Source organism: Streptomyces sp. NPDC060031, assembly GCF_042736805.1.
Lineage (GTDB): Bacteria > Actinomycetota > Actinomycetes > Streptomycetales > Streptomycetaceae > Streptomyces.
On the sequence record NZ_JBHWVM010000130.1, the window covers coordinates 1 to 17,065 of the forward strand.

General features: G+C 71.7%; 17 protein-coding genes and 3 pseudogenes. 9 read left to right on the forward strand and 11 right to left on the reverse strand.

Features of this window, described 5'->3' with window-relative positions:
- Window positions 1-3: 3 nt before the first annotated feature.
- Entirely contained in the window at window positions 4-2,085 is a 2,082-nt protein-coding gene (locus tag ACFWB8_RS34285) for a transglycosylase domain-containing protein (RefSeq protein ID WP_385236319.1), read from the reverse strand.
- 299 nt (window positions 2,086-2,384) lie between these two features.
- Between ACFWB8_RS34285 and ACFWB8_RS34290 the strand changes: the two genes are divergently transcribed.
- The 3 genes from ACFWB8_RS34290 (at window position 2,385) to ACFWB8_RS34300 (ending at window position 6,068) form a co-directional block, all read left to right on the forward strand.
- Complete coding sequence (locus tag ACFWB8_RS34290; protein ID WP_385236322.1) at window positions 2,385-3,524, forward strand: amidase domain-containing protein; 1,140 nt, start codon at window positions 2,385-2,387, stop codon at window positions 3,522-3,524.
- Between the two features lie 874 nt (window positions 3,525-4,398).
- Window positions 4,399-5,574 (forward strand): molybdopterin-dependent oxidoreductase, encoded by a 1,176-nt coding sequence (locus tag ACFWB8_RS34295; protein WP_385236325.1) that lies wholly within the window; start codon window positions 4,399-4,401, stop codon window positions 5,572-5,574.
- A complete protein-coding gene (locus ACFWB8_RS34300) occupies window positions 5,571-6,068 on the forward strand; it encodes a hypothetical protein (protein WP_385236328.1) in 498 nt (165 codons plus the stop codon). The genes ACFWB8_RS34295 and ACFWB8_RS34300 overlap by 4 nt, the downstream gene beginning before the upstream one ends.
- Here the strand turns inward: ACFWB8_RS34300 and ACFWB8_RS34305 are convergent.
- Window positions 6,038-6,337, reverse strand: a complete 300-nt coding sequence (locus ACFWB8_RS34305; protein ID WP_385236368.1) for a hypothetical protein — start codon at window positions 6,335-6,337, stop codon at window positions 6,038-6,040. The genes ACFWB8_RS34300 and ACFWB8_RS34305 overlap by 31 nt on opposite strands.
- Window positions 6,338-6,370: 33 nt before the next feature.
- A pseudogene (locus tag ACFWB8_RS34310) lies at window positions 6,371-6,661 on the reverse strand (class I SAM-dependent methyltransferase); the annotation flags it as partial.
- Between ACFWB8_RS34310 and ACFWB8_RS34315 the strand changes: the two are divergent.
- The gene (locus ACFWB8_RS34315; RefSeq protein WP_385236331.1) at window positions 6,615-7,679 is read left to right on the forward strand and encodes an NAD-dependent epimerase/dehydratase family protein; all 1,065 of its coding nucleotides are present in this window, start codon (window positions 6,615-6,617) and stop codon (window positions 7,677-7,679) included. The pseudogene ACFWB8_RS34310 and the gene ACFWB8_RS34315 overlap by 47 nt on opposite strands.
- Window positions 7,680-7,719: 40 nt before the next feature.
- On the opposite strand, the pseudogene ACFWB8_RS34320 reads toward ACFWB8_RS34315, so the two are convergent.
- From ACFWB8_RS34320 to ACFWB8_RS34330, 3 genes and pseudogenes are all read right to left on the reverse strand, one after another.
- Window positions 7,720-7,890: pseudogene (locus ACFWB8_RS34320) on the reverse strand (two-component sensor histidine kinase); the annotation flags it as partial.
- Window positions 7,891-7,927: 37 nt separating this feature from the next.
- Window positions 7,928-8,068 (reverse strand): annotated as a pseudogene (locus ACFWB8_RS34325) (helix-turn-helix domain-containing protein); the annotation flags it as partial.
- The gene (locus ACFWB8_RS34330) at window positions 8,038-8,211 is read right to left on the reverse strand and encodes a hypothetical protein (protein ID WP_385236334.1); all 174 of its coding nucleotides are present in this window, start codon (window positions 8,209-8,211) and stop codon (window positions 8,038-8,040) included. The gene ACFWB8_RS34330 and the pseudogene ACFWB8_RS34325, both read right to left, overlap by 31 nt.
- A 123-nt stretch (window positions 8,212-8,334) precedes the next feature.
- Here ACFWB8_RS34330 and ACFWB8_RS34335 point away from each other — a divergent pair, with 123 nt between their 5' ends.
- Genes ACFWB8_RS34335 through ACFWB8_RS34345 form a run of 3 tightly spaced genes read left to right on the forward strand, consistent with a single transcriptional unit; the run spans window position 8,335 to window position 10,324 of the window.
- Complete coding sequence (locus ACFWB8_RS34335; RefSeq protein WP_385236337.1) at window positions 8,335-9,051, forward strand: glycosyltransferase family 2 protein; 717 nt, start codon at window positions 8,335-8,337, stop codon at window positions 9,049-9,051.
- A complete protein-coding gene (locus tag ACFWB8_RS34340; RefSeq protein WP_385236340.1) occupies window positions 9,048-9,668 on the forward strand; it encodes a DUF2064 domain-containing protein in 621 nt (206 codons plus the stop codon). Before ACFWB8_RS34335 ends, ACFWB8_RS34340 begins: the two co-directional genes overlap by 4 nt.
- Entirely contained in the window at window positions 9,665-10,324 is a 660-nt protein-coding gene (locus ACFWB8_RS34345) for a class I SAM-dependent methyltransferase (RefSeq protein WP_385236343.1), read from the forward strand. The genes ACFWB8_RS34340 and ACFWB8_RS34345 overlap by 4 nt, the downstream gene beginning before the upstream one ends.
- A 111-nt stretch (window positions 10,325-10,435) precedes the next feature.
- Here the strand turns inward: ACFWB8_RS34345 and ACFWB8_RS34350 are convergent, their stop codons facing one another.
- The 4 genes from ACFWB8_RS34350 to ACFWB8_RS34365 all read right to left on the reverse strand — a co-directional run bounded on the left by ACFWB8_RS34350 (window position 10,436) and on the right by ACFWB8_RS34365 (window position 13,723).
- Window positions 10,436-11,443 carry a zinc-binding dehydrogenase gene (locus ACFWB8_RS34350; protein ID WP_385236346.1) on the reverse strand — a complete coding sequence of 336 codons (1,008 nt, stop codon included), beginning with the start codon at window positions 11,441-11,443 and terminating at the stop codon, window positions 10,436-10,438.
- Between the two features lie 57 nt (window positions 11,444-11,500).
- Window positions 11,501-12,085: a TetR/AcrR family transcriptional regulator gene (locus tag ACFWB8_RS34355; RefSeq protein WP_385236349.1), complete on the reverse strand. Its 585-nt coding sequence runs from the start codon at window positions 12,083-12,085 to the stop codon at window positions 11,501-11,503.
- A gap of 73 nt (window positions 12,086-12,158) precedes the next feature.
- Window positions 12,159-12,581: a hypothetical protein gene (locus ACFWB8_RS34360; RefSeq protein ID WP_385236352.1), complete on the reverse strand. Its 423-nt coding sequence runs from the start codon at window positions 12,579-12,581 to the stop codon at window positions 12,159-12,161.
- Window positions 12,581-13,723: a molybdopterin-dependent oxidoreductase gene (locus tag ACFWB8_RS34365; RefSeq protein ID WP_385236355.1), complete on the reverse strand. Its 1,143-nt coding sequence runs from the start codon at window positions 13,721-13,723 to the stop codon at window positions 12,581-12,583. Before ACFWB8_RS34365 ends, ACFWB8_RS34360 begins: the two co-directional genes overlap by 1 nt.
- Window positions 13,724-13,837: 114 nt before the next feature.
- On the opposite strand from ACFWB8_RS34365, the gene ACFWB8_RS34370 reads away from it, so the two are divergent.
- Window positions 13,838-15,367 (forward strand): glycosyltransferase 87 family protein, encoded by a 1,530-nt coding sequence (locus ACFWB8_RS34370; protein WP_385236359.1) that lies wholly within the window; start codon window positions 13,838-13,840, stop codon window positions 15,365-15,367.
- Between the two features lie 191 nt (window positions 15,368-15,558).
- On the opposite strand, the gene ACFWB8_RS34375 is transcribed toward ACFWB8_RS34370, so the two are convergent.
- Window positions 15,559-16,524: a pirin family protein gene (locus ACFWB8_RS34375; RefSeq protein ID WP_385236362.1), complete on the reverse strand. Its 966-nt coding sequence runs from the start codon at window positions 16,522-16,524 to the stop codon at window positions 15,559-15,561.
- A gap of 115 nt (window positions 16,525-16,639) precedes the next feature.
- On the opposite strand from ACFWB8_RS34375, the gene ACFWB8_RS34380 reads away from it, so the two are divergent.
- A complete protein-coding gene (locus tag ACFWB8_RS34380; protein WP_385236365.1) occupies window positions 16,640-17,029 on the forward strand; it encodes a tetratricopeptide repeat protein in 390 nt (129 codons plus the stop codon).
- Window positions 17,030-17,065: the final 36 nt, after the last annotated feature.

The following is a 17,065-nucleotide window of genomic DNA, read 5'->3' on the forward strand; positions in this document are numbered from 1 at the left end:
GGCCTACTTCACCGCCTTGATGTAGTTCGCCCACAGGCGCAGCGCCCGCTCACTGCCGGGCGTGTTCGGGGTGTCGCCGCCCAGACCCGTCAGCGGCAGCGGAACCAGGTCGGTCAGTGACATCCGGTAGACCACCACGGCCGTGGACTCGTTCTCGGTGCTGGCCACGAACCAGCCTGCCGTGTTCGCGGCCGTCGTTCCCGTCTTGCCCGCCGTGCCCGAGTGCGCCTTGGCCACCGCCTTCGCCGATCCCTCGGTGACGGCGGACCGCAGGGCGTCTGTCACCGCGCGGGCGGTCTCGGCTTTCACGACCCGGGTCGGCTTCGGCGCATCGAGCGGCATCGCGGCGCCGTTGCGGGTGACCGAGCGCACCGAGTAGGGGTCGCTGTGCATGCCGCCGGCGGCGAAGGTCTCGTAAGCGCCGGCCATGCGGATCGCGCTGGGGGTCGAGTTCTCCCCGAGTGCGAACGTGGGGATCCGCGGCCCGAGGCTCGATTCGAGCAGGCCCGAACGCTCGGCGAGCGACTCCACCCGGTCGAGGCCGACATCGAGGCCGAGCTGCAGCATGGGGGTGTTGATGGAGTTGGCGACGGCCTGGCTCAAGGTGACCTGACCCCAGTTGCGCCCGCCGTCGTTGCGGCCCTTCACCACCTTGCCGCTGCGGTCCCAGTACGGGCCCTCGGGCGTCTGCACGGTCACCTGGTCGTTGCCGTCGGACGCGGTGGAAGGGAAGACGGGCGTGCGGGCCTTGCCGCGCGTGCGCACCACCCCCTCCTCGAGCGCAGCGGCGTAGACGAACGGCGTGAACGCCGTGCCGACCGGGACCGTCGTCGCGTTCGACTCGTTGAAGCCCTGCTTCAGGTAGTCGGGGCCGCCGTACACGGCGAGCAGTCGCCCGTCCGGGGCCACGCTCGCCGCGCCGATCTTGGCGTGTTTGTCGGTGTCGGGGCGCCGCTCGGCATCGAAGTCCTTCTGCGCCTCCTGGACGGCGGTGGTCAGGGCCTGCATGCGGGCCTTGTCGAAGGTCGTGTAGATCTGGTAGCCGCCGAGGTCGAACTCGGCGTCCGGGATGTGGCCGGTCTTGATCGCGTACGCCTTGGCCAGCTCGACCAGGTAGCCGGTCTGCGCGCCGGGGGTGCCGGGAAGGGACGCGCCCGTGGGCTCGGGGAACTTCGTGTAGGTGGCTCGCTCGGCGCGCGTGAGGTGGCCGGTCTCGACCATCCGGTCCAGGATCCACGACCATCGCTCGACGGCCCGCTCGTGGTTCTCCGGGCTGAGGGCGGGGTCGAACAGTCCGGCGCCCTTGAGCAAGGAGGCCAGGAAGGCGCCCTCGCTGGCATTGAGCTGCGAGACGTCCTTGCCGTAGTACGCCTGGGACGCGCGCTGCATGCCGTAGGTACCGCGCCCGAACCAGCTGGTGTTGAGGTAGTCCTGGAGGATCCGCTTCTTGTCCCTCTGATTGTCCAGTTTCACTGCGAGCAGGATCTCGGTGAACTTCCGCGAGAGGGTGCGGTCCTGGTTCAGGTAGGCGTTCTTCACGTACTGCTGCGTGATGGTGGAGCCGCCTTGGGTCTCGCCCCCGGTCGCCGCGGCGCGCACAGCGCGCAGGAAGCCAGACGGCGAGACTCCGGGGTCCGAGTAGAAGCTCGCGTTCTCGGCTGCCAGGACGGCTCCCTGGACCTTGGGAGGGACCTTGTCCAGCGGCATCTCCTGCCGGCTGACCCAGCCCGTGCGGGCCATCGTGGTGCCGTCGGCCCAGTAGTAGACGTTGTCCTGCTGTCTGGCGAATGAGTTGATGTCGTCGGGTATGTCCGTGGTGGCGTAGGCGAACGCGACGAAGCCCGTCATGGCTATGCACGCGTACAGGCAGGCACCCAGCCATTGGCGCCGCGAGGGCACCCACCGGCGCCAGCCGGTGCGGCCCGGTCTCGGGAAGGCGGGCCGCAGGCGCCGCAGTTGCGTACGCGCCGCATCGACGGCCGGTGTCAGGGCACCGAGCCGGCCGGCTCCCTCCCGGGGACGACGGCGCGCCCCCGACTTGTCCCGGCGGCCCGACCGGACCCCGCCCATGCCCTCCGGAGTCACCCGCCTGCCCCGTGCTCGCCCTCTCGCAGCCGAATCCTGCCTATCCACTCCGAATGCCCCCTGTGCTGTGCTTTCCCGCACACACTAGATGTATTGGCTATGAGGCCGGTCGGCTGGTGGCCACATCCCCACCGCGAGCGGGGCCCTCCCCCTGTGGCGAAGCGGAGGCAGGCTGACCTGCAGGCGGGGCTACTGCGCCTGGCGGCTGTCGACGAAACGGAACGCAACGAAAGAGTCGCCCAGTTGTGCGAAGATGCCGTCCCCCGGTTCGTGTGTACCGGGTGACAAGGGGAACCACAGTGATACCTAAGAGGTTCAGGCCCGCCGCCATCGCGGCCCTGACCGCAGCACTGGCGTCCGGCAGCATGTTCGCGTACTCGGCGAGTGCGGGCACCGGGCCCGAGGCGGCCGATCGCGCCACCTCCGAAACCTTCGCCCGCATAGCCGACGGCGTGCTCTCCCAGCGCACCCAGGCCCTGGTTGAGGATCAGCCAGGACAGCGCAATTCCGGCCAGACCCCTGCGAAGACGCGGATGTCGGCCCAGCTGAAGAAGGACGAGGAGGCAGCGATCTCGTCGCTGCGGTCCCGCAAGACACGGCTTGCGGATCTCGGCGAGGCCTACACGGGCGCCGACACCCGCGTCGCCGTCGACCGTGCCACGGTCACCGGCGGGAAGGCGACCGTCCAGGTCACCGAGCAGACCACGCTCACCTACAAGAAACTGCGCGGCGACGAGCCGGCCACCACCGACTTCCGGACGCGCCACGAACTGACCCTCACCAGCAAGCGGGGCGGTGGCTGGGAACTGACCTCGATCAAGTCTCAGGACAGCGGCCCCGTCGCGATCAACGAGCCGGTGGCGACCAAGGCGAACGTCGTCAAGGACGACGGCAACCAGTATCCGGACGGCACGCCCGCGTCCACCAAGTACCCCGCCCCGGCCAAGCCCAAGGCGAAGACCGGCGGTACCTACGACTACGCCGCCATGGCGAAGTACGCGGAGAAGTACTGGAGCAGCTACAACCCGGCGTACCGCAAGTTCAACGGCGCCGGGGGCGACTGCACCAACTTCATCAGCCAGGCGCTGAAGGCGGGTGGCTGGAAGGCCGTTCCGGGCTCCACGTCGGACTACCGGAACTGGTGGTACGACGGAGCCCGCCAGTCCGATTCCTGGGTCGGCGCGAACGAGTGGGCATGGTTCACGCTGTCCAACCAGCGGGCCGCCAATCTGGCCAGCGTCTACCAGACGGATGTCGGTGACATCGTGCAGGTGGACTTCAACAAGGACGGGTCCAAGGACCACTCCATGATGGTGACGTACCGCAGCAGCGCAGGAATGCCGTACCTCACCTACCACTCCACCAACACCTACCGCAAGTCCCTCGCGAGCATCATTGCGTCCTACCCGGACGCGGTCTACTACGCGTACCGCACCTGACGGGTACCCTTCGGCCTCTCCTGTCGCGGAACCCCCGCGGCAGGAGAAGCTGACCGCCTGCCGGCCACGCTCGTCCACCTTCGTACGGCGCCAACACGACGAGCCCAGCCTGCTGGTTCGATACGAACCGTTCCACCATCACGCGTGCAATCGGTGAGGTGCGGCCGCTGCCCGCGATGCACGGCTGCACCGTCGCCCTGGCACCCGGCTTCGCCCTCCCGCCGAGATCATCGAAACGCGAACCCGGCCGGCCGGCCTGCGTCAGAGGGCGATCACCGCCTCGAAGCCGGGATCCGTGCGTGGCGCTCCAGCCGCTCCCCGGGGTCATGCGGATGCCCTTCGGGTCTCGCGAACGTACTGGTCCCCTGCCGCAGCGCCGGAGCTGTCGGGCGACATTGAAGAGGGCCCCTGGGAGCCCATCTCATGCCCGGCTCCATCGGCAAAGCCGCCAAGATCCTCGACGTCGGCCTCGCCGCGTGAGAGCTCGGCGGGGATACCCCCACCTGGCGTGTCGCCGGAGCGGGTGCGGCACCGGTGCGGCATGTTCTTCTAGCTGGCGAAATACGAAGAAATAGCAGAAATCGGCGGTCGATGGAGGTGCCCGATGGGCGCGAGTGGCATCGGGCAGGGCCAGCCGGACGACGTGCCACCGCCAACGGGCAGGGAGTCGGAGAAGCCTGACGCCCCTCCTGCAGCCGGATCTCCGCCCGGTCGGGCTACTGGCGCCCGGAAGCCGGCCCCGCCGAAGGTCCGGTCCGGTCCGCTGACGCGGCTGCGGGAGGCCGGGAGCACGGCCCTGGGGGCGGGCCCGCCCCCGGGGCCGGCTCGTCCGGAGTTCTGGCGGAGTCCGCTGCGGGGTCCGTGGCTGACCGCGGTGTTCGGGCTGGTCCTGCTGTTCGGGATCACGGTGCTCTTCGTGACGGGCCTGCTGTCGTACGCCGCGTACAACCCCGATCTCGCGGCGGTCAACGATCAGACGCCGAACAAGGGATGGCTCGGCTTCTACCTGTTCTCCTGGCCGACTTCTCCGTACTGGCTCTACCGGCTCACCCAGGGCGTCCATGTGACGTTGGGAATCGCCCTCGTGCCCGTACTGCTGGCGAAGCTGTGGTCGGTCATTCCCAAGCTGTTCGAGTGGCCACCGATCCGCTCGGTCAGCCACGCTCTGGATCGGCTGTCCCTGCTCCTGCTGGTCGGCGGCGCCGGCTTCGAGTTCGTCACCGGCATCCTCAACGTCCAGCTCCACTACATCTTTCCCGGCTCCTTCTACACCCTGCACTTCTACGGGGCTTGGGTGTTCATCGGCGCGTTCGTCGTCCACGTGGCCTTCCGGCTGCCGAGGGCGCTGCACGCCGTACGGTCACGGTTCGGGGAGCCTGCGGCGGGTACTGAGGAAGCGGTCGGGCTGGTCTCGCCACGCCCCGCGGCGCCGACCATCTCCCGCCGGGGCGCCCTGGCCATGGTGGGGCTCGGGTCGGTCGCGCTGCTGGTCGTCACGGCGGGGCAGAGCATCGGCGGACGGTGGCGGCAGACCGCGCTGCTCGCCCCTCATGGCCGAGATCCGGGTTCGGGCCCGAACGGGTTCCAGATCAACAAGACCGCCGCCTCGGTCGGCATCCGGCCCAGCGACGTCGGTCCCGCGTGGCGGCTGACCGTACGCGGCCCGGGGCGTCAGATCGACCTGACGTACGAGCAGCTCCTGGCCATGACGCAGCACGAGTCGGCCCTGCCCATCGCCTGTGTGGAGGGCTGGTCGACCCCCGACCAGCGGTGGGGCGGGGTCCGGCTCACCGATCTGGCCGCGCTCGTCGGGCTCGGTGTGAACACGCCCGAGGTCCTCGTCGAATCGGCGCAGCGTGGCGGCTCGTTCAGGTCGGCCGTGCTCAGCGACCAGCAGGTCCGTGACAGCCGCTCGTTGCTGGCCGTCCGCGTCAACGGAGCGATCCTCTCCGCCGACCACGGCTACCCGGCGCGGGCCATCGTCGCGGGGGCTCCGGGGGTCCACACCACCAAATGGGTCACCCGCCTCACCTTCGGAGAGCCCGCATGAGCGCCCCGACCGCGTTCCGGCGCCGCTACGGCGCCTCCCCGCTGCACCTGCTCCTCGTGCTGGCCTCTTTCGCCCTTGCCGTGTACGCCGGTCTGCGCCTGCTCCAAGGGGACACCCTCGGGGTGGCCGTGTGGTTCGTCGGGGCGGCCCTCCTCCACGATCTGGTCCTGCTGCCCCTGTACTCGGTGACCGACCGGGCGGCGCAGGCGCTGTTCACCCGGGGACCTGGCCCCACGCCGCCCGTGCCACGGGTGAGCGTGAACTACGTCCGTGTACCCGCGTTCGTCTCCGGAGTTCTGCTACTCGTTTGGTGGCCGCTGGTCCTTCGCCGGGTTGAGCACTACACAGCCGCGACCGCCCTTCCGGCGGGCGGGTTCCTCGGACGCTGGCTGCTCATCACCGCGGCACTGTTCGCAGCCTCGGCCGTGATCCTGGTGGTACGGACACGGCGCTGGAGCCGTGCTCAGCGGCAGGCGCGCAGCGCGACGAAGTGACGTCCTCGCGCGCTGGTCCACCGTTCGGCCACTGCCCAGGGGAAGACGGTGCTGACCGGCCGGTGGCCGGAGTGGATCCGGACACGGCGTCGCTCGTCCACGTCACCAGGAGTGGTCTCCACCAGGAGGAGACCCTCCGGAGCCACGACCTCCCGGACCCGTTGTGGCAGCCGTCGGGGCGCGCCGCCGATCCCGATGTTGCCGTCGATCAGCAGCGCCGTCCCCCACCGGCCCTCGTCGGGGAGCGGGTCGAAGACCGATCTGCTCACCGCTGAGCCGCCCCGGCAGGCGGTCGTGATCACTGCGACAGGACAGACGTCGATACCGAGGACGTGGTGGCCACGCCCCGCGAGTGCCTCGACCATACGGCCGGCGCCGCACCCGATGTCCGGTACCCGGCCGGTGCACCGCCGCAGCACGGTCCGGTCGGCCGCGTCCGCCCGGGCGCACCACCGTTCCAGGTTCCCAGCGCTCCCGCATGACGGAAGTCTTACGTGCACGCGTGGGAGACCCTCCGCAGGCTCCGCACTGCGTAGCGTCCTGGGCATGCGCGTACTCGTCACCGGAGGGGCCGGGTTCGTCGGCTCCCACATCGTCACCGCCCTCAAGGACCGCCGGCACGAGCCCGTCGTCCTCGACGCCCTGCTGCCCGCCGCTCACCGCGGCACACCGCCCCTGCCCGACGCCGAGTTCGTTCGCGCCGACGTACGGGACGCCGACGCGGTCAGAGCCGCGCTGCGCGGAGTGGACGCGGTGTGCCACCAGGCGGCCATGGTCGGCCTCGGCAAGGACTTCGCCGATGCTCCCGACTACGTGGGCTGCAACGACCTCGGGACTGCGGTGCTGCTGGCGGAGATGGCGGCCGCCGGGGTGCGGGAGCTCGTGCTCGCCGGGTCGATGGTGGTCTACGGGGAGGGCCGGTACACGTGCGGCCGGCACGGAACGGTGCGCCCCGGGCCGCGTCGGACCGAGGACCTGACGGCGGGCCGGTTCGAGCCCCTCTGCCCTGACTGCGGAGCCGAACTCGCGCCGGGCCTGGTCGGCGAGGACGCCCCGACGGATCCGCGCAATGTGTACGCGACGACGAAGCTGGCCCAGGAGCACCTGGCGGCATCCTGGGCCCGGTGTGTGGAGGGTCGTGCGGTGTCGCTGCGCTACCACAACGTGTACGGGCCGGGCATGCCGCGCGACACCCCGTACGCCGGGGTGGCCTCCTTCTTCCGCTCCGCGCTGGCCCGGGGCGAGGCCCCTCGGGTCTACGAGGACGGTGCTCAGCGAAGGGACTTCGTCCACGTGAGGGACGTGGCCGCGGCCAACGCGGTGGCACTCCAGGCGGTCGGTACCCGGCAGGCTGGGGCTCTGACCGCGTACAACGCCGGCAGCGGGGAACCGCACACGGTCGGCGAGATGGCTGCCGAGCTCGCCTCGGCGCACGGCGGGCCGGCGCCGGTGGTGACGGGCGAGTTCCGCCTCGGCGACGTACGGCACATCACCGCCGACTCCGCCCGGCTGCGCACGGAACTGGGCTGGCGTCCCACGGTCGGCTTCGCCGAAGGGATGGCCGAGTTCGCCCGGGCGGGCCAGCGCCAGTCTGCGGGTGTGGTCGGCTGAGCCCGGGAACCGGCCGACGTCGTCGCCGGTTCCGCACGGCCTACGCGGATGTGGGGAGGGTCAGTTCGAAGCGGCAGCCGCCGGGCACGTGGTGGACGTCCGCGCGCCCGGAGCGGGCCTCGACGATGCCCCGGACGATCACCAGGCCCAGGCCCGCGCCCGAGGGAGGGGTACGGGCCTGACTGCCCCGCCAGCCGGTGTCTGCCGCCCTCCGTACGAGGACCGGCCGCGGCCTGCTCGCGGCCGGTCTGGACGGGGCCCACGTCGAAGCGGTATCCGGCGCCCCACACGGTCCGGATCAGCTGCGGATCGGCCGGATCCTTCTCGACCTTGCCCCGAAGCCCGCGGACGTGCACGGTCACCGTGGACAGGTCGCCGAAGTCCCAGCCGCGGCCCGCTGCACGGTGGACCCGGCCCGCTCCAGACATTCGGCGACGACCTCCGAGACGGTCGGCTCGTCGTCCACCACCAGGACACGGCCCGTGGCGTCGCCGGAGGCCGGGCCACGGTCGGTTTCGTTACTGGATGCCATGCCTCCAGAGTGAGACCGTGCGGTGCGGCGTCGACCTGGGCCTGCCCCCGTGCGACGAGGTGTCCGCGTTTCGTAAGGTCTTCGGGCGCCCTTCTTCGCCCTTCGGTTCCTACGGTGTGGAGGGTGACTCCTTCTGCTTGCCGTCCGCCCCGCGCGGACCTCGTACTGCCGTGCCTCGACGAGGCGGAAGCCCTCCCCTGGGTCTTGGCGCGGGTGCCGGCCGGGTGGCGGGCCATCGTCGTCGACAACGGCTCCACCGACGGCTCGGCCGACATCGCCCGCTCCCTCGGCGCCACCGTCGTGCACGAGACCCGGCGCGGCTTCGGGGCCGCCTGCCACGCCGGGCTGCTCGCCGCACGCGCCGAGCTGGTCTGCTTCTGCGACTGCGACGCCTCCATGGACCCGGGCCTGCTCGCGCGCATGGCCGAGCGGGTCGCGGCCGGCGAGGCGGATCTCCTGCTCGGCAGGCGCCGCCCCCGAGGACGCGGCGCCTGGCCCGCGCACGCCCGCGCCGGGAACCTCGCCCTCGCGCAGATGCTGCGCCGCCGCACCGGACTGCGGCTCCACGACCTGGGACCCATGCGCGTCGCCCGCCGCGAGGCACTGCTCGGCCTGGGCCTGACCGACCGCCGCAGCGGCTATCCGCTCCAGATGGTCGTACGGGCCGCCGACGCGGGCTGGAAAGTGGCCGAGACGGACATCCCGTACCTCCCCCGCTCGGGGAAGTCCAAGGTCACCGGGACCTGGCGGGGCACCTGGCACGCCGTACGGGACATGCGCAGGGTCCTGGCCGAGCCGCCGGGCGCCCGGCCCGCACCGACCGAGGGGATCTCCGCATGAGCACCCTCCTCGTCATCGCCAAGGCTCCCGTCGCCGGGCGCGTGAAAACCCGCCTGACCACGCAGTTCACCCCGCAACAGGCCGCCGACCTGGCCCGCGCCTCACTCCAGGACACCCTCGCGACGGTCCTGGCCACGCCGGCCCGGCGCCGCGTCCTCGTCCTCGACGGACAGCCGGGCCCTTGGATCCCGGACGGCATCGAGGTCGTCCCGCAGGGTACGGGCGGCCTGGACGTCCGACTGGCTGCCGCCTTCGCCCTGGCCGAAGGACCGACCCTGCTGATTGGCATGGACACCCCGCAGGTCACCCCGGAACTGCTCGCGCCCGGGCTGGACTTCACCGAGGCGGACGCATGGTTCGGGCCCGCCGCCGACGGAGGGTTCTGGGCCCTCGGCCTCGCCGCCCCCGACCCGGCTCTGCTGCTCGGCGTCCCCATGTCCGTGACACACACCGGAGAGGTCCAGCGGCAGCGCCTGACCGATGCGGGTCTTTCCGTACGGGACCTGCCCGAGCTGTGCGACGTGGACACGCCCGCCGACGCGGAACGGGTCGCGGCCGCAGCCCCGCGGACGCGCTTCGCCGCCCTGCACCACGGCCTGTGCGCGGTGACCCGATGACCGCCCAGCTCGCCGGGCCCGCCACCCGCACCTGGCAGGCGGACCCGTACGCGGACGCCCTCCGTACCGGGCAGGGGCCGCTGTTCCTCCGTCGGCGCGACGGCTGGCTGCTGCCGCTCGAAGTCGAGCGGTGGTGCGCCGACCCCGACGCGGCCGACAACACCGTCTTGACCCGATGTACCGGGCCCGTCCTCGACATCGGCTGCGGGCCGGGCCGCCTGGTCGCCGCCCTCGCCGGGCTCGGCCATACGGTGCTCGGCGTCGACGTCACCCCCGAGGCGGTGGCCCGTACCGAGCGGGCGGGCGGCAGCGCCCTGTGCCGGTCGGTGTTCGACCCGCTTCCCCGCGAAGGCGGCTGGGGCACGGTCCTCCTCATAGACGGCAACATCGGCATCGGCGGGGACCCCGCCGCCCTGCTGCGCCGGGCCGCCGAACTGACCGCCCCCGGTGGCTCCCTGCTGGTCGAGGTCGCCACCGCCGACGTCGACGAACGCGTCGAGGTGTACGTCGAGGACGGCGCCGGCGGCCGCGGAGCCTCCTTCTGGTGGGCCCGGCTCGGCACCCGCGCCCTGCGCGCCGAGGCGAGGGCCGCGGGCTGGACCCCGTACGACACCTGGCAGACGACGGGCCGGCACTTCGTGCACCTCACGCACTGACGGTTGCGGAGCGGCGAACCGCCGGGTGGGATCCGCAGCAGTGCGGGTCCCACCCGGAGTCGCTGACCCTCGGCCAGGCGCCCTCGGCGGCCTGACGGAAGGTCCGGGGATTCAGCCGACGGTGACGACCATCTTCCCGAGGGCTTCTCCGGCCTCCATCGCCCGATGGGCTTCGACGATCTCGTCGAACCGGAAGACCCGGGTGGGACGGGCCCGCAGGACATCGGCCTCGACCTTGGCGTATATCTCGTCCAACGGCACGTCGCTGAGCGGGAACGCGGGGGTGCCCAGGACGAAGGCGCTGCCGAAGAAGCTGAGCCGGACTCCGCTGGGGAGATCGGCGATCGGGTCGAAGTCCCGTACCGGCTCGAATCCGCCCAGGAAGCCCAGCTGGCAGACCCGGCCGCGCGGCCGGACCAGGGACAGCGAGTCGCGCAGGACGCTGTTGCCGACGACGTCGAAGACCGCGTCGACGCCGATCTCCCGCTCGGCGACCCGGGTGGCGAGGGCGCCATCGTCGATGAGCACGTCAGCGGCTCCGAGTCCCTTCAGCAGGGGCGCTCGCCGCGGGTCCCGGGTCGTGGCGAGGACGGTCGCGCCGTGGTCGACCGCCAGGTTGAGGGCGGCCTGGCCGAGCGAGGAGGTCGCTCCCCTCACCAAGACGGTCTCGCCCGGCCGTAGGCCGAGGTTGCCGAACAGGCCGCTCCACGCCGTCGCGTACACCTCGGGAACCGCCGCAAGATCGGCCCAGTCCAGCGAGGAGCGCACGGCGACCACGTTGGCCGCCGGTACGGTCACCAGCTCCGCGTAACTTCCGTTTCGGGTCCGCCCCATGCCGCCGAGGATCGCCACCACCCGCGTCCCGGGAGGGAGTTCACCGGACGGATCGGCCTCCACCACCCCGACACACTCGATCCCCGGGACGGCGGCCACCTTTCCCCATGCGCCGCTGCGCATGTACGCCTCGGCGTGGTTGAGGCCGAACGCCTTGACCCGGATCAGCACTTCGCCGTCGGTGGGAACCGGGTCGGGCAGTTCGGTGAGGGTGAGGACCTCGGGGCCGCCGTGGGCGGAGATGACGATGGCCTTCATGTTCCAGCTCCATTCTTGAGCGCTCATTCAATTATTGGTGCGAAGAAAAGGGCCACCGCGTACGGTGGCCCGTGCGCCTCGCCGTCAGGCGAGAGCGGCGAAGGCGTTGTCCACGATCGCGCGCAGGAGCGTCTCGTCCGGGTTGGCCTTCCCGACGACCATGAGCCCCTGACAGGTGGCGACCAGCAGCTTGGCGCTCCCGGCACAGTCCAGTGAGGCACGGACTTGCCCCCTGCGGGCCGCGTTCTCCAGCGCATGGGTCATGCACCGCTCCAGCCGGGCCAGGTGACCGCGGACGACGGCCGCCGCTTCGTCGTCCTCGGCGGCATGCTCGATCGCCGTGTTGACCAGCAGGCAGCCCTGCCGGCCCTCGGGGCTGAGCAGATCGCGCACCAGTCCGTCGAAGTAGCCGCGGATCTCGCCCACCGAGGCGCCCGGAGCCTCCAGCTCGCCCAGCTTCTCGGGGACCACCAACCGCGAGTACCGCTCCAGCGACTTCAGGAACAGCGCGCGCTTGCCGCCAGGGAAAGCGCTGTAGAGGCTGCCGGGCTTGACTCCGGTCGCCTTGACCAGATCTTCGACGGACACCGCTCGGTACCCGCGCTCCCAGAACCGCAGCATGGCCACGTTCAGGACTGCGTCGGGCTCGAACTCTCGCGGTCTGGGCATGAGAAGAAAAATACATGAGCGACCATTCAAAAACAATGAACGAACCCGGTGGTTCTCCGCGGCACCGCCCCGATCAGGCCCGACGGCCCTCCCCGCCCACCCGGCCCACCCGGCGCGCCACGGCACGCACACCGACGTACGCGAGGGTGAACAGCGCGATGGCGGCCAGGGCGAGCAGCCAGTTGCGCAGGTAGTCGAGCGGCAGGACGGTGGGGTTGGCCACGCCCCCCGGACGCAGGAGCGGGGGAAGGGCGATCGCGGTCAGGGAGCCCGCCACGATCAAGGCTCCACGCGGTACTCCGTGCAGGCGCAGGCCCGCCACGGCGACGAGGGCGGCGAACGCCATCGCGACGGGCGCGACGAACCCGTCGTGCACCACGACCGCTCCCCCGAGCCACACGGCGATCCGCCACGGCTCGGGCTGCTGGAGGAGCAGGTACCCACCCCAGGCCGCGCACACCAGCCCGCATCCGCCCATCACGTATCGGAAGTTCATCACGCCACCTCCAGTCGGCCGACCCACTTGGTCTGCAGGACACCGGGCCGGTTCGGGGCGATGATCCGCGCCGGGTAGCCGTGGTCCAGGGACAACACCTCGCCGTTCAGCCGCAGCGCCAGCAGCGTGAGCGGGTCCTGCGCGTAGGGGCGCCCCATCTCCATCACCCGGTAGGCGCCCGTCGCCTCCAGAGAGACCACCCGGGCCCGTGCACCCGGGCCGCCGCCCGCACGCTCCAGGAGGTCCCGTACCCGTACCCCGGTCCAGTGCGCGGACTTGCTCCAGCCCTCGACGCAGGCGATGGGCAGGGTGACGTCATGCTGCGGCATGGCGCGCAGTTCCTCCAACGTGAGGCTGTAGGGACGCGGCCCGTCCACGGTCAGCCGCCAGTCGGCCAAGGAGGCCTCGGAGACGCGCGCGGCGGCGGCCGTCCGGTTCACGGGGAGCCCTTGGGCCCCGTGGGCGGGACTGCGCGGGCCGAACAGTTCCAGCGAGCCGAGCGCGGTGACGGACTGCCCGACGGTGGTGAGCGTGACCGCTCCGACCGCGGCTGTGACGCCGAGGAGGAGCTGGCGCCGGTCCGGCCCGTCGGCCTCGGGCAGGGCCAGGGTTGCGGGGGAACGCAGCGTGAAGTGGTCCCGGATCTTCGGCCATTGCACGGCGACGTGCAGGATCAGCGAGCCCAGCAGGAGCCAGGCGACCGCGTAGTGCACGGGAACGAAGCTGAAGGGCCAGGGGTACCACTGGAAGGTGTTCAGCAGCCCCGTGAACAGCTCGAACAGTCCGGCAGCGACCAGGACCGCCACCGAGATCCGCTCCAGCGCATGGAGGACCGATCGCACCGGAGGCCAGGCGAAGAGCCGCGGGTAGACCGCCCACAGCTTCGCCAGCAGCAAGGGGATCGCGGCGATCCCGGAGGCCACGTGCAGCCCCTGGGTGAGCCGGTATCCCCAGTACGGGCGGCTCGGCAGCGAATCGGCCAGCCATCCGGGCGGGTGCTGGAGGTAGTGGCTCAGTACACCGGTCGCGAAGCAGACGGCCATGGCCAGGCCGAGCCAGCGGCCGATCGCGGTCGCGGTACGGGCATCGTGCAGGCGCGCCTTGAAGGTGACGGGCGGCCCGGAGGGCAGGGTGAAACGCATGCCCCCATCACACCCCCGACGAGGCCCGCGCAGGCTGCCGGAACACCTTACGAATCACGGACATCCGCGACGGCACGGCCCACGAGAGAGCCGATCCCTGGAACGATTCCGCAGGTGAAACCCCCTACCGCCCTCACTCCTCGCACCGCGCTGGTAAGCACCGCCCTCGCCCTTGCCGCGCTCACGACGGCCCTCGCCCACACCATCGTGTACGGGGGCTACTTCAGCGACCCCGTCGGCCTGTTCTGCTGGTACGCGGCCTGCTGGGTGCTCTTCACCGTCGCGCTGCTGGCGCTGCGCCGAGTCCCGGCCCGCAGCGTCGCGTGGCTGATCGCCGCGGGGGCCGTCGCCGTCACGCTCACCGGGCTGCTGGGGCCGCCGCGGACCAGCACCGACTCCTACCGCTACGCCTGGGACGGCCGCGTCCAGTCCGCCGGCACCTCCCCGTACGACCACACCCCACACGACCCGGCTCTCGCCCGGCTCCGCGACCCGTGGCTCTTCCCCACCGGCGCCGCCTGCACCGGCCCGGATCTTGCGCCCGTCCCGCCCACCGACGGCACGCGCCACTGCACCCGCATCAACAGGCCCGCCGTGCACACCATCTACCCGCCCGTCGCCGAGGCGTACTTCCTGGCCGTCGATCAGCTCTCCCCCGCCAACGCCCGGCACAAGCCGCTCCAGATCGGCGCCGCCCTGGTCTCCCTCGGCGTCACCGGGACGATCCTCCTGATCCTGCGACGGCGCGGCGACGACCTCCGCAAAGCCGCGTACTGGGCCTGGTGCCCGGCCATCCCCATCGAAGCGGTCAACAACGCCCACATCGACGTCCTGGGCGTGCTCCTCGCGGTCACCGGCCTCGGCCTCGTCGCCTCCCGCACTCTGACCCGGCGGGCGGCGGGCGGCGTGCTGATCGGCGCCGCCATCGCCACGAAACTGATGCCGGCCGTCGTCCTCCCCGGCGCGCTGTCCGGGGTCCGCCGCGTCCGCGACGCGGCCTCCGTACTCCTGCCCGCCGCGGCCTTCGTCGTAGTCGCCTACCTCCCGTACGTCCTCCTCTCGCACGGCTCGGTCTTCGGCTACCTCGGCGGCTACGTGGAGGAGGAGGGCTACGACGACCCTTCGGCCGGGTCCCGGTACTCGCTCCTGCGCCTGGCGCTGCCAGATACCTGGGCATTCCCCGTACTGCTCGTCATCGTCGCGGCAGTGTCCCTGTACGTGATGTGGCGCGGGGACCCGCGACGCCCCTGGAGCGGCGCCCTCCTGGTCACCGGCTGGTCCTTCGCTCTCCTCACCCCCGGCTACTCCTGGTACTCCCTGCTCCTGATCGCCCTCGTCGCCCTGGACGGACGCTGGGAATGGCTCGGCATCCCCCTCGCGGGCGCCGCCGTCTACATCCTCGCCCCGACGCTCCACTTCCAGCCGTCGCTGAGCAACATCGCGTACGGCGCGGCAGCGGCCCTCGTCCTCGTGATGACCTGGGTCCGGCGGCGAGCCAGGGTGAGGGGGACCGGGGCCCCGGCCACGGCGTCACGGCATCCGCACCCGGCTCGAACCCCCGACCGGCCCGGGAGCCCGGGAACGCTTCAACGCAGCGCGGGTGCTGCGCCTGGCCGCGGTCGGCGTCGGGTCACCACTCGGTGATGAGCGGCGCGCCCGGTTCGTGCTGGCGCCAGGCGAGCTGACCCCAGCTGGTCATACCTGGGAAACACCGAGGGCCCGAGAAGAGCCTCCCGAAGCCCCTGTCACTCGCCTCGCCGGGAACGATCCCCGCGCGGAACGCGGCGCCTCCTCCGCCGATCCCGACCGGTCGACCTGGTTCAGAAAAGCGCAGGTCAGCGTACCCGCCCACGTGCCTTCAGCGGACCCGGCGGGAGCTGCGGGGCAGGGATCGGGGGGCCGTCATAGCCCTTTACTTCGCCGTACCGGGTGCCCTCCATCCAGTCGTGGCGGGCCTGGACGATCTCCTCGTTGCTCCGACCGATCCAGTTCCAGAACATCACGATCTCCTCCTCGAACGGCTCGCCGCCCAGGAGCATCAGGCCGGCGTCCGACGTTGCGCGCAGCGGGAGTTCGGTGCGGCCGCAGCCGAGGTAGAGCATCGAGCCCGGGAGGACCGGGACGCCGTCGACGTGGGCCTCGCCCGACATCGACAGGACCGCGTACTCGAAGTCCGGGTCGAGCGGGAGCCTGGTCTCGGTGCCCGCCGCGAGGGCGAGGTCCGCGCCGACGATGGGGCTGTACGCCGTACCGGGCGAGGTGGCCGTGTCCAGGGTGCCCAGGATCACGGTGGCGGTCAGGCCGGGAGCCGTGACGTGCGGGAGTTCCGCGTGGTGCTGGAAGTGCGGCTCCACGTCGCGGTGGGCGTCGGGGAGGGCGACCCACAGCTGCGCGCCGTGCAGGAAGCGGGCGTGCGGGCGCGGGCTCTCCTCGGAGTGGCTGATGCCTCGGCCCGAGGTCATCAGGCCCAGCTCGCGGGGGCGGATCGTCTCCAGGCTGCCCACGCTGTCGCGGTGCAGGACTTCGCCCTCGTGCAGCCAGCTCACCGTCTGCAGCCCGGAGTGCGGGTGCGGGGCGACCTGCATGCCGGGCTCCGCGGCGATGTCGTCGGGGCCGTAGTGGTCGACGAAGCACCAGGCGCCCACCATGCGGCGGCCCAGGTTCGGCAGGAGTCGGCGGACTTCGGTGGATTCCCCCAGCTTGACGGTGCGCGGGCTGAGGAGTTCCCGTACGGGTTCGGCCACGACGAAACCGCGGCCGCCACAAGCGGAGAGAGCGGGCTGGCGATCGAGATTGCTCATGCCGCCCAACTTAGTACCGCGGCCGCCGTCGCGACCCGTGGAATGTTCAGCCCTCCGCACGTGTTGGAGGGCTCGAACGCACCACCTGAACGGCGGAAGGGACTCGATGGACGCCATGGACACGACGGGCGCGATGACGGCGATGACCGGGATGAACGCGCCGGCGGCGTACCTCGAGCACGGGACGGCAGCCGAGCGCTGGGAGCGGGCCCGGCTCTTCTTCGAGGCGAAGGAGTACGCGACGGCCGCCCGCGTCCTGGCGGCACTGGCCGGCGAGGCCCCCGAGCAGCTGGCGCCCCGGCTGCTGCTGGCCCGCGCCTACTACCACTCGGCCCAGCTCGCCCGCGCCGAGCGTGAGCTGCGCGCCATCCTGGAGCGCTGGCCGGTGGAGGACTACGCACAGCTGATGCTCGGCCGCACGCTGCAGCGCCAGGGCCGGGCGGCCGAGGCAGCCCCGTACCTGCGGATCGCCGCCGCCATGGCCGGCGAGTTCCCCGAGGGCTGAAGACGGGAGTGGGCGCCCCGGCCCCGCTCATGGGGC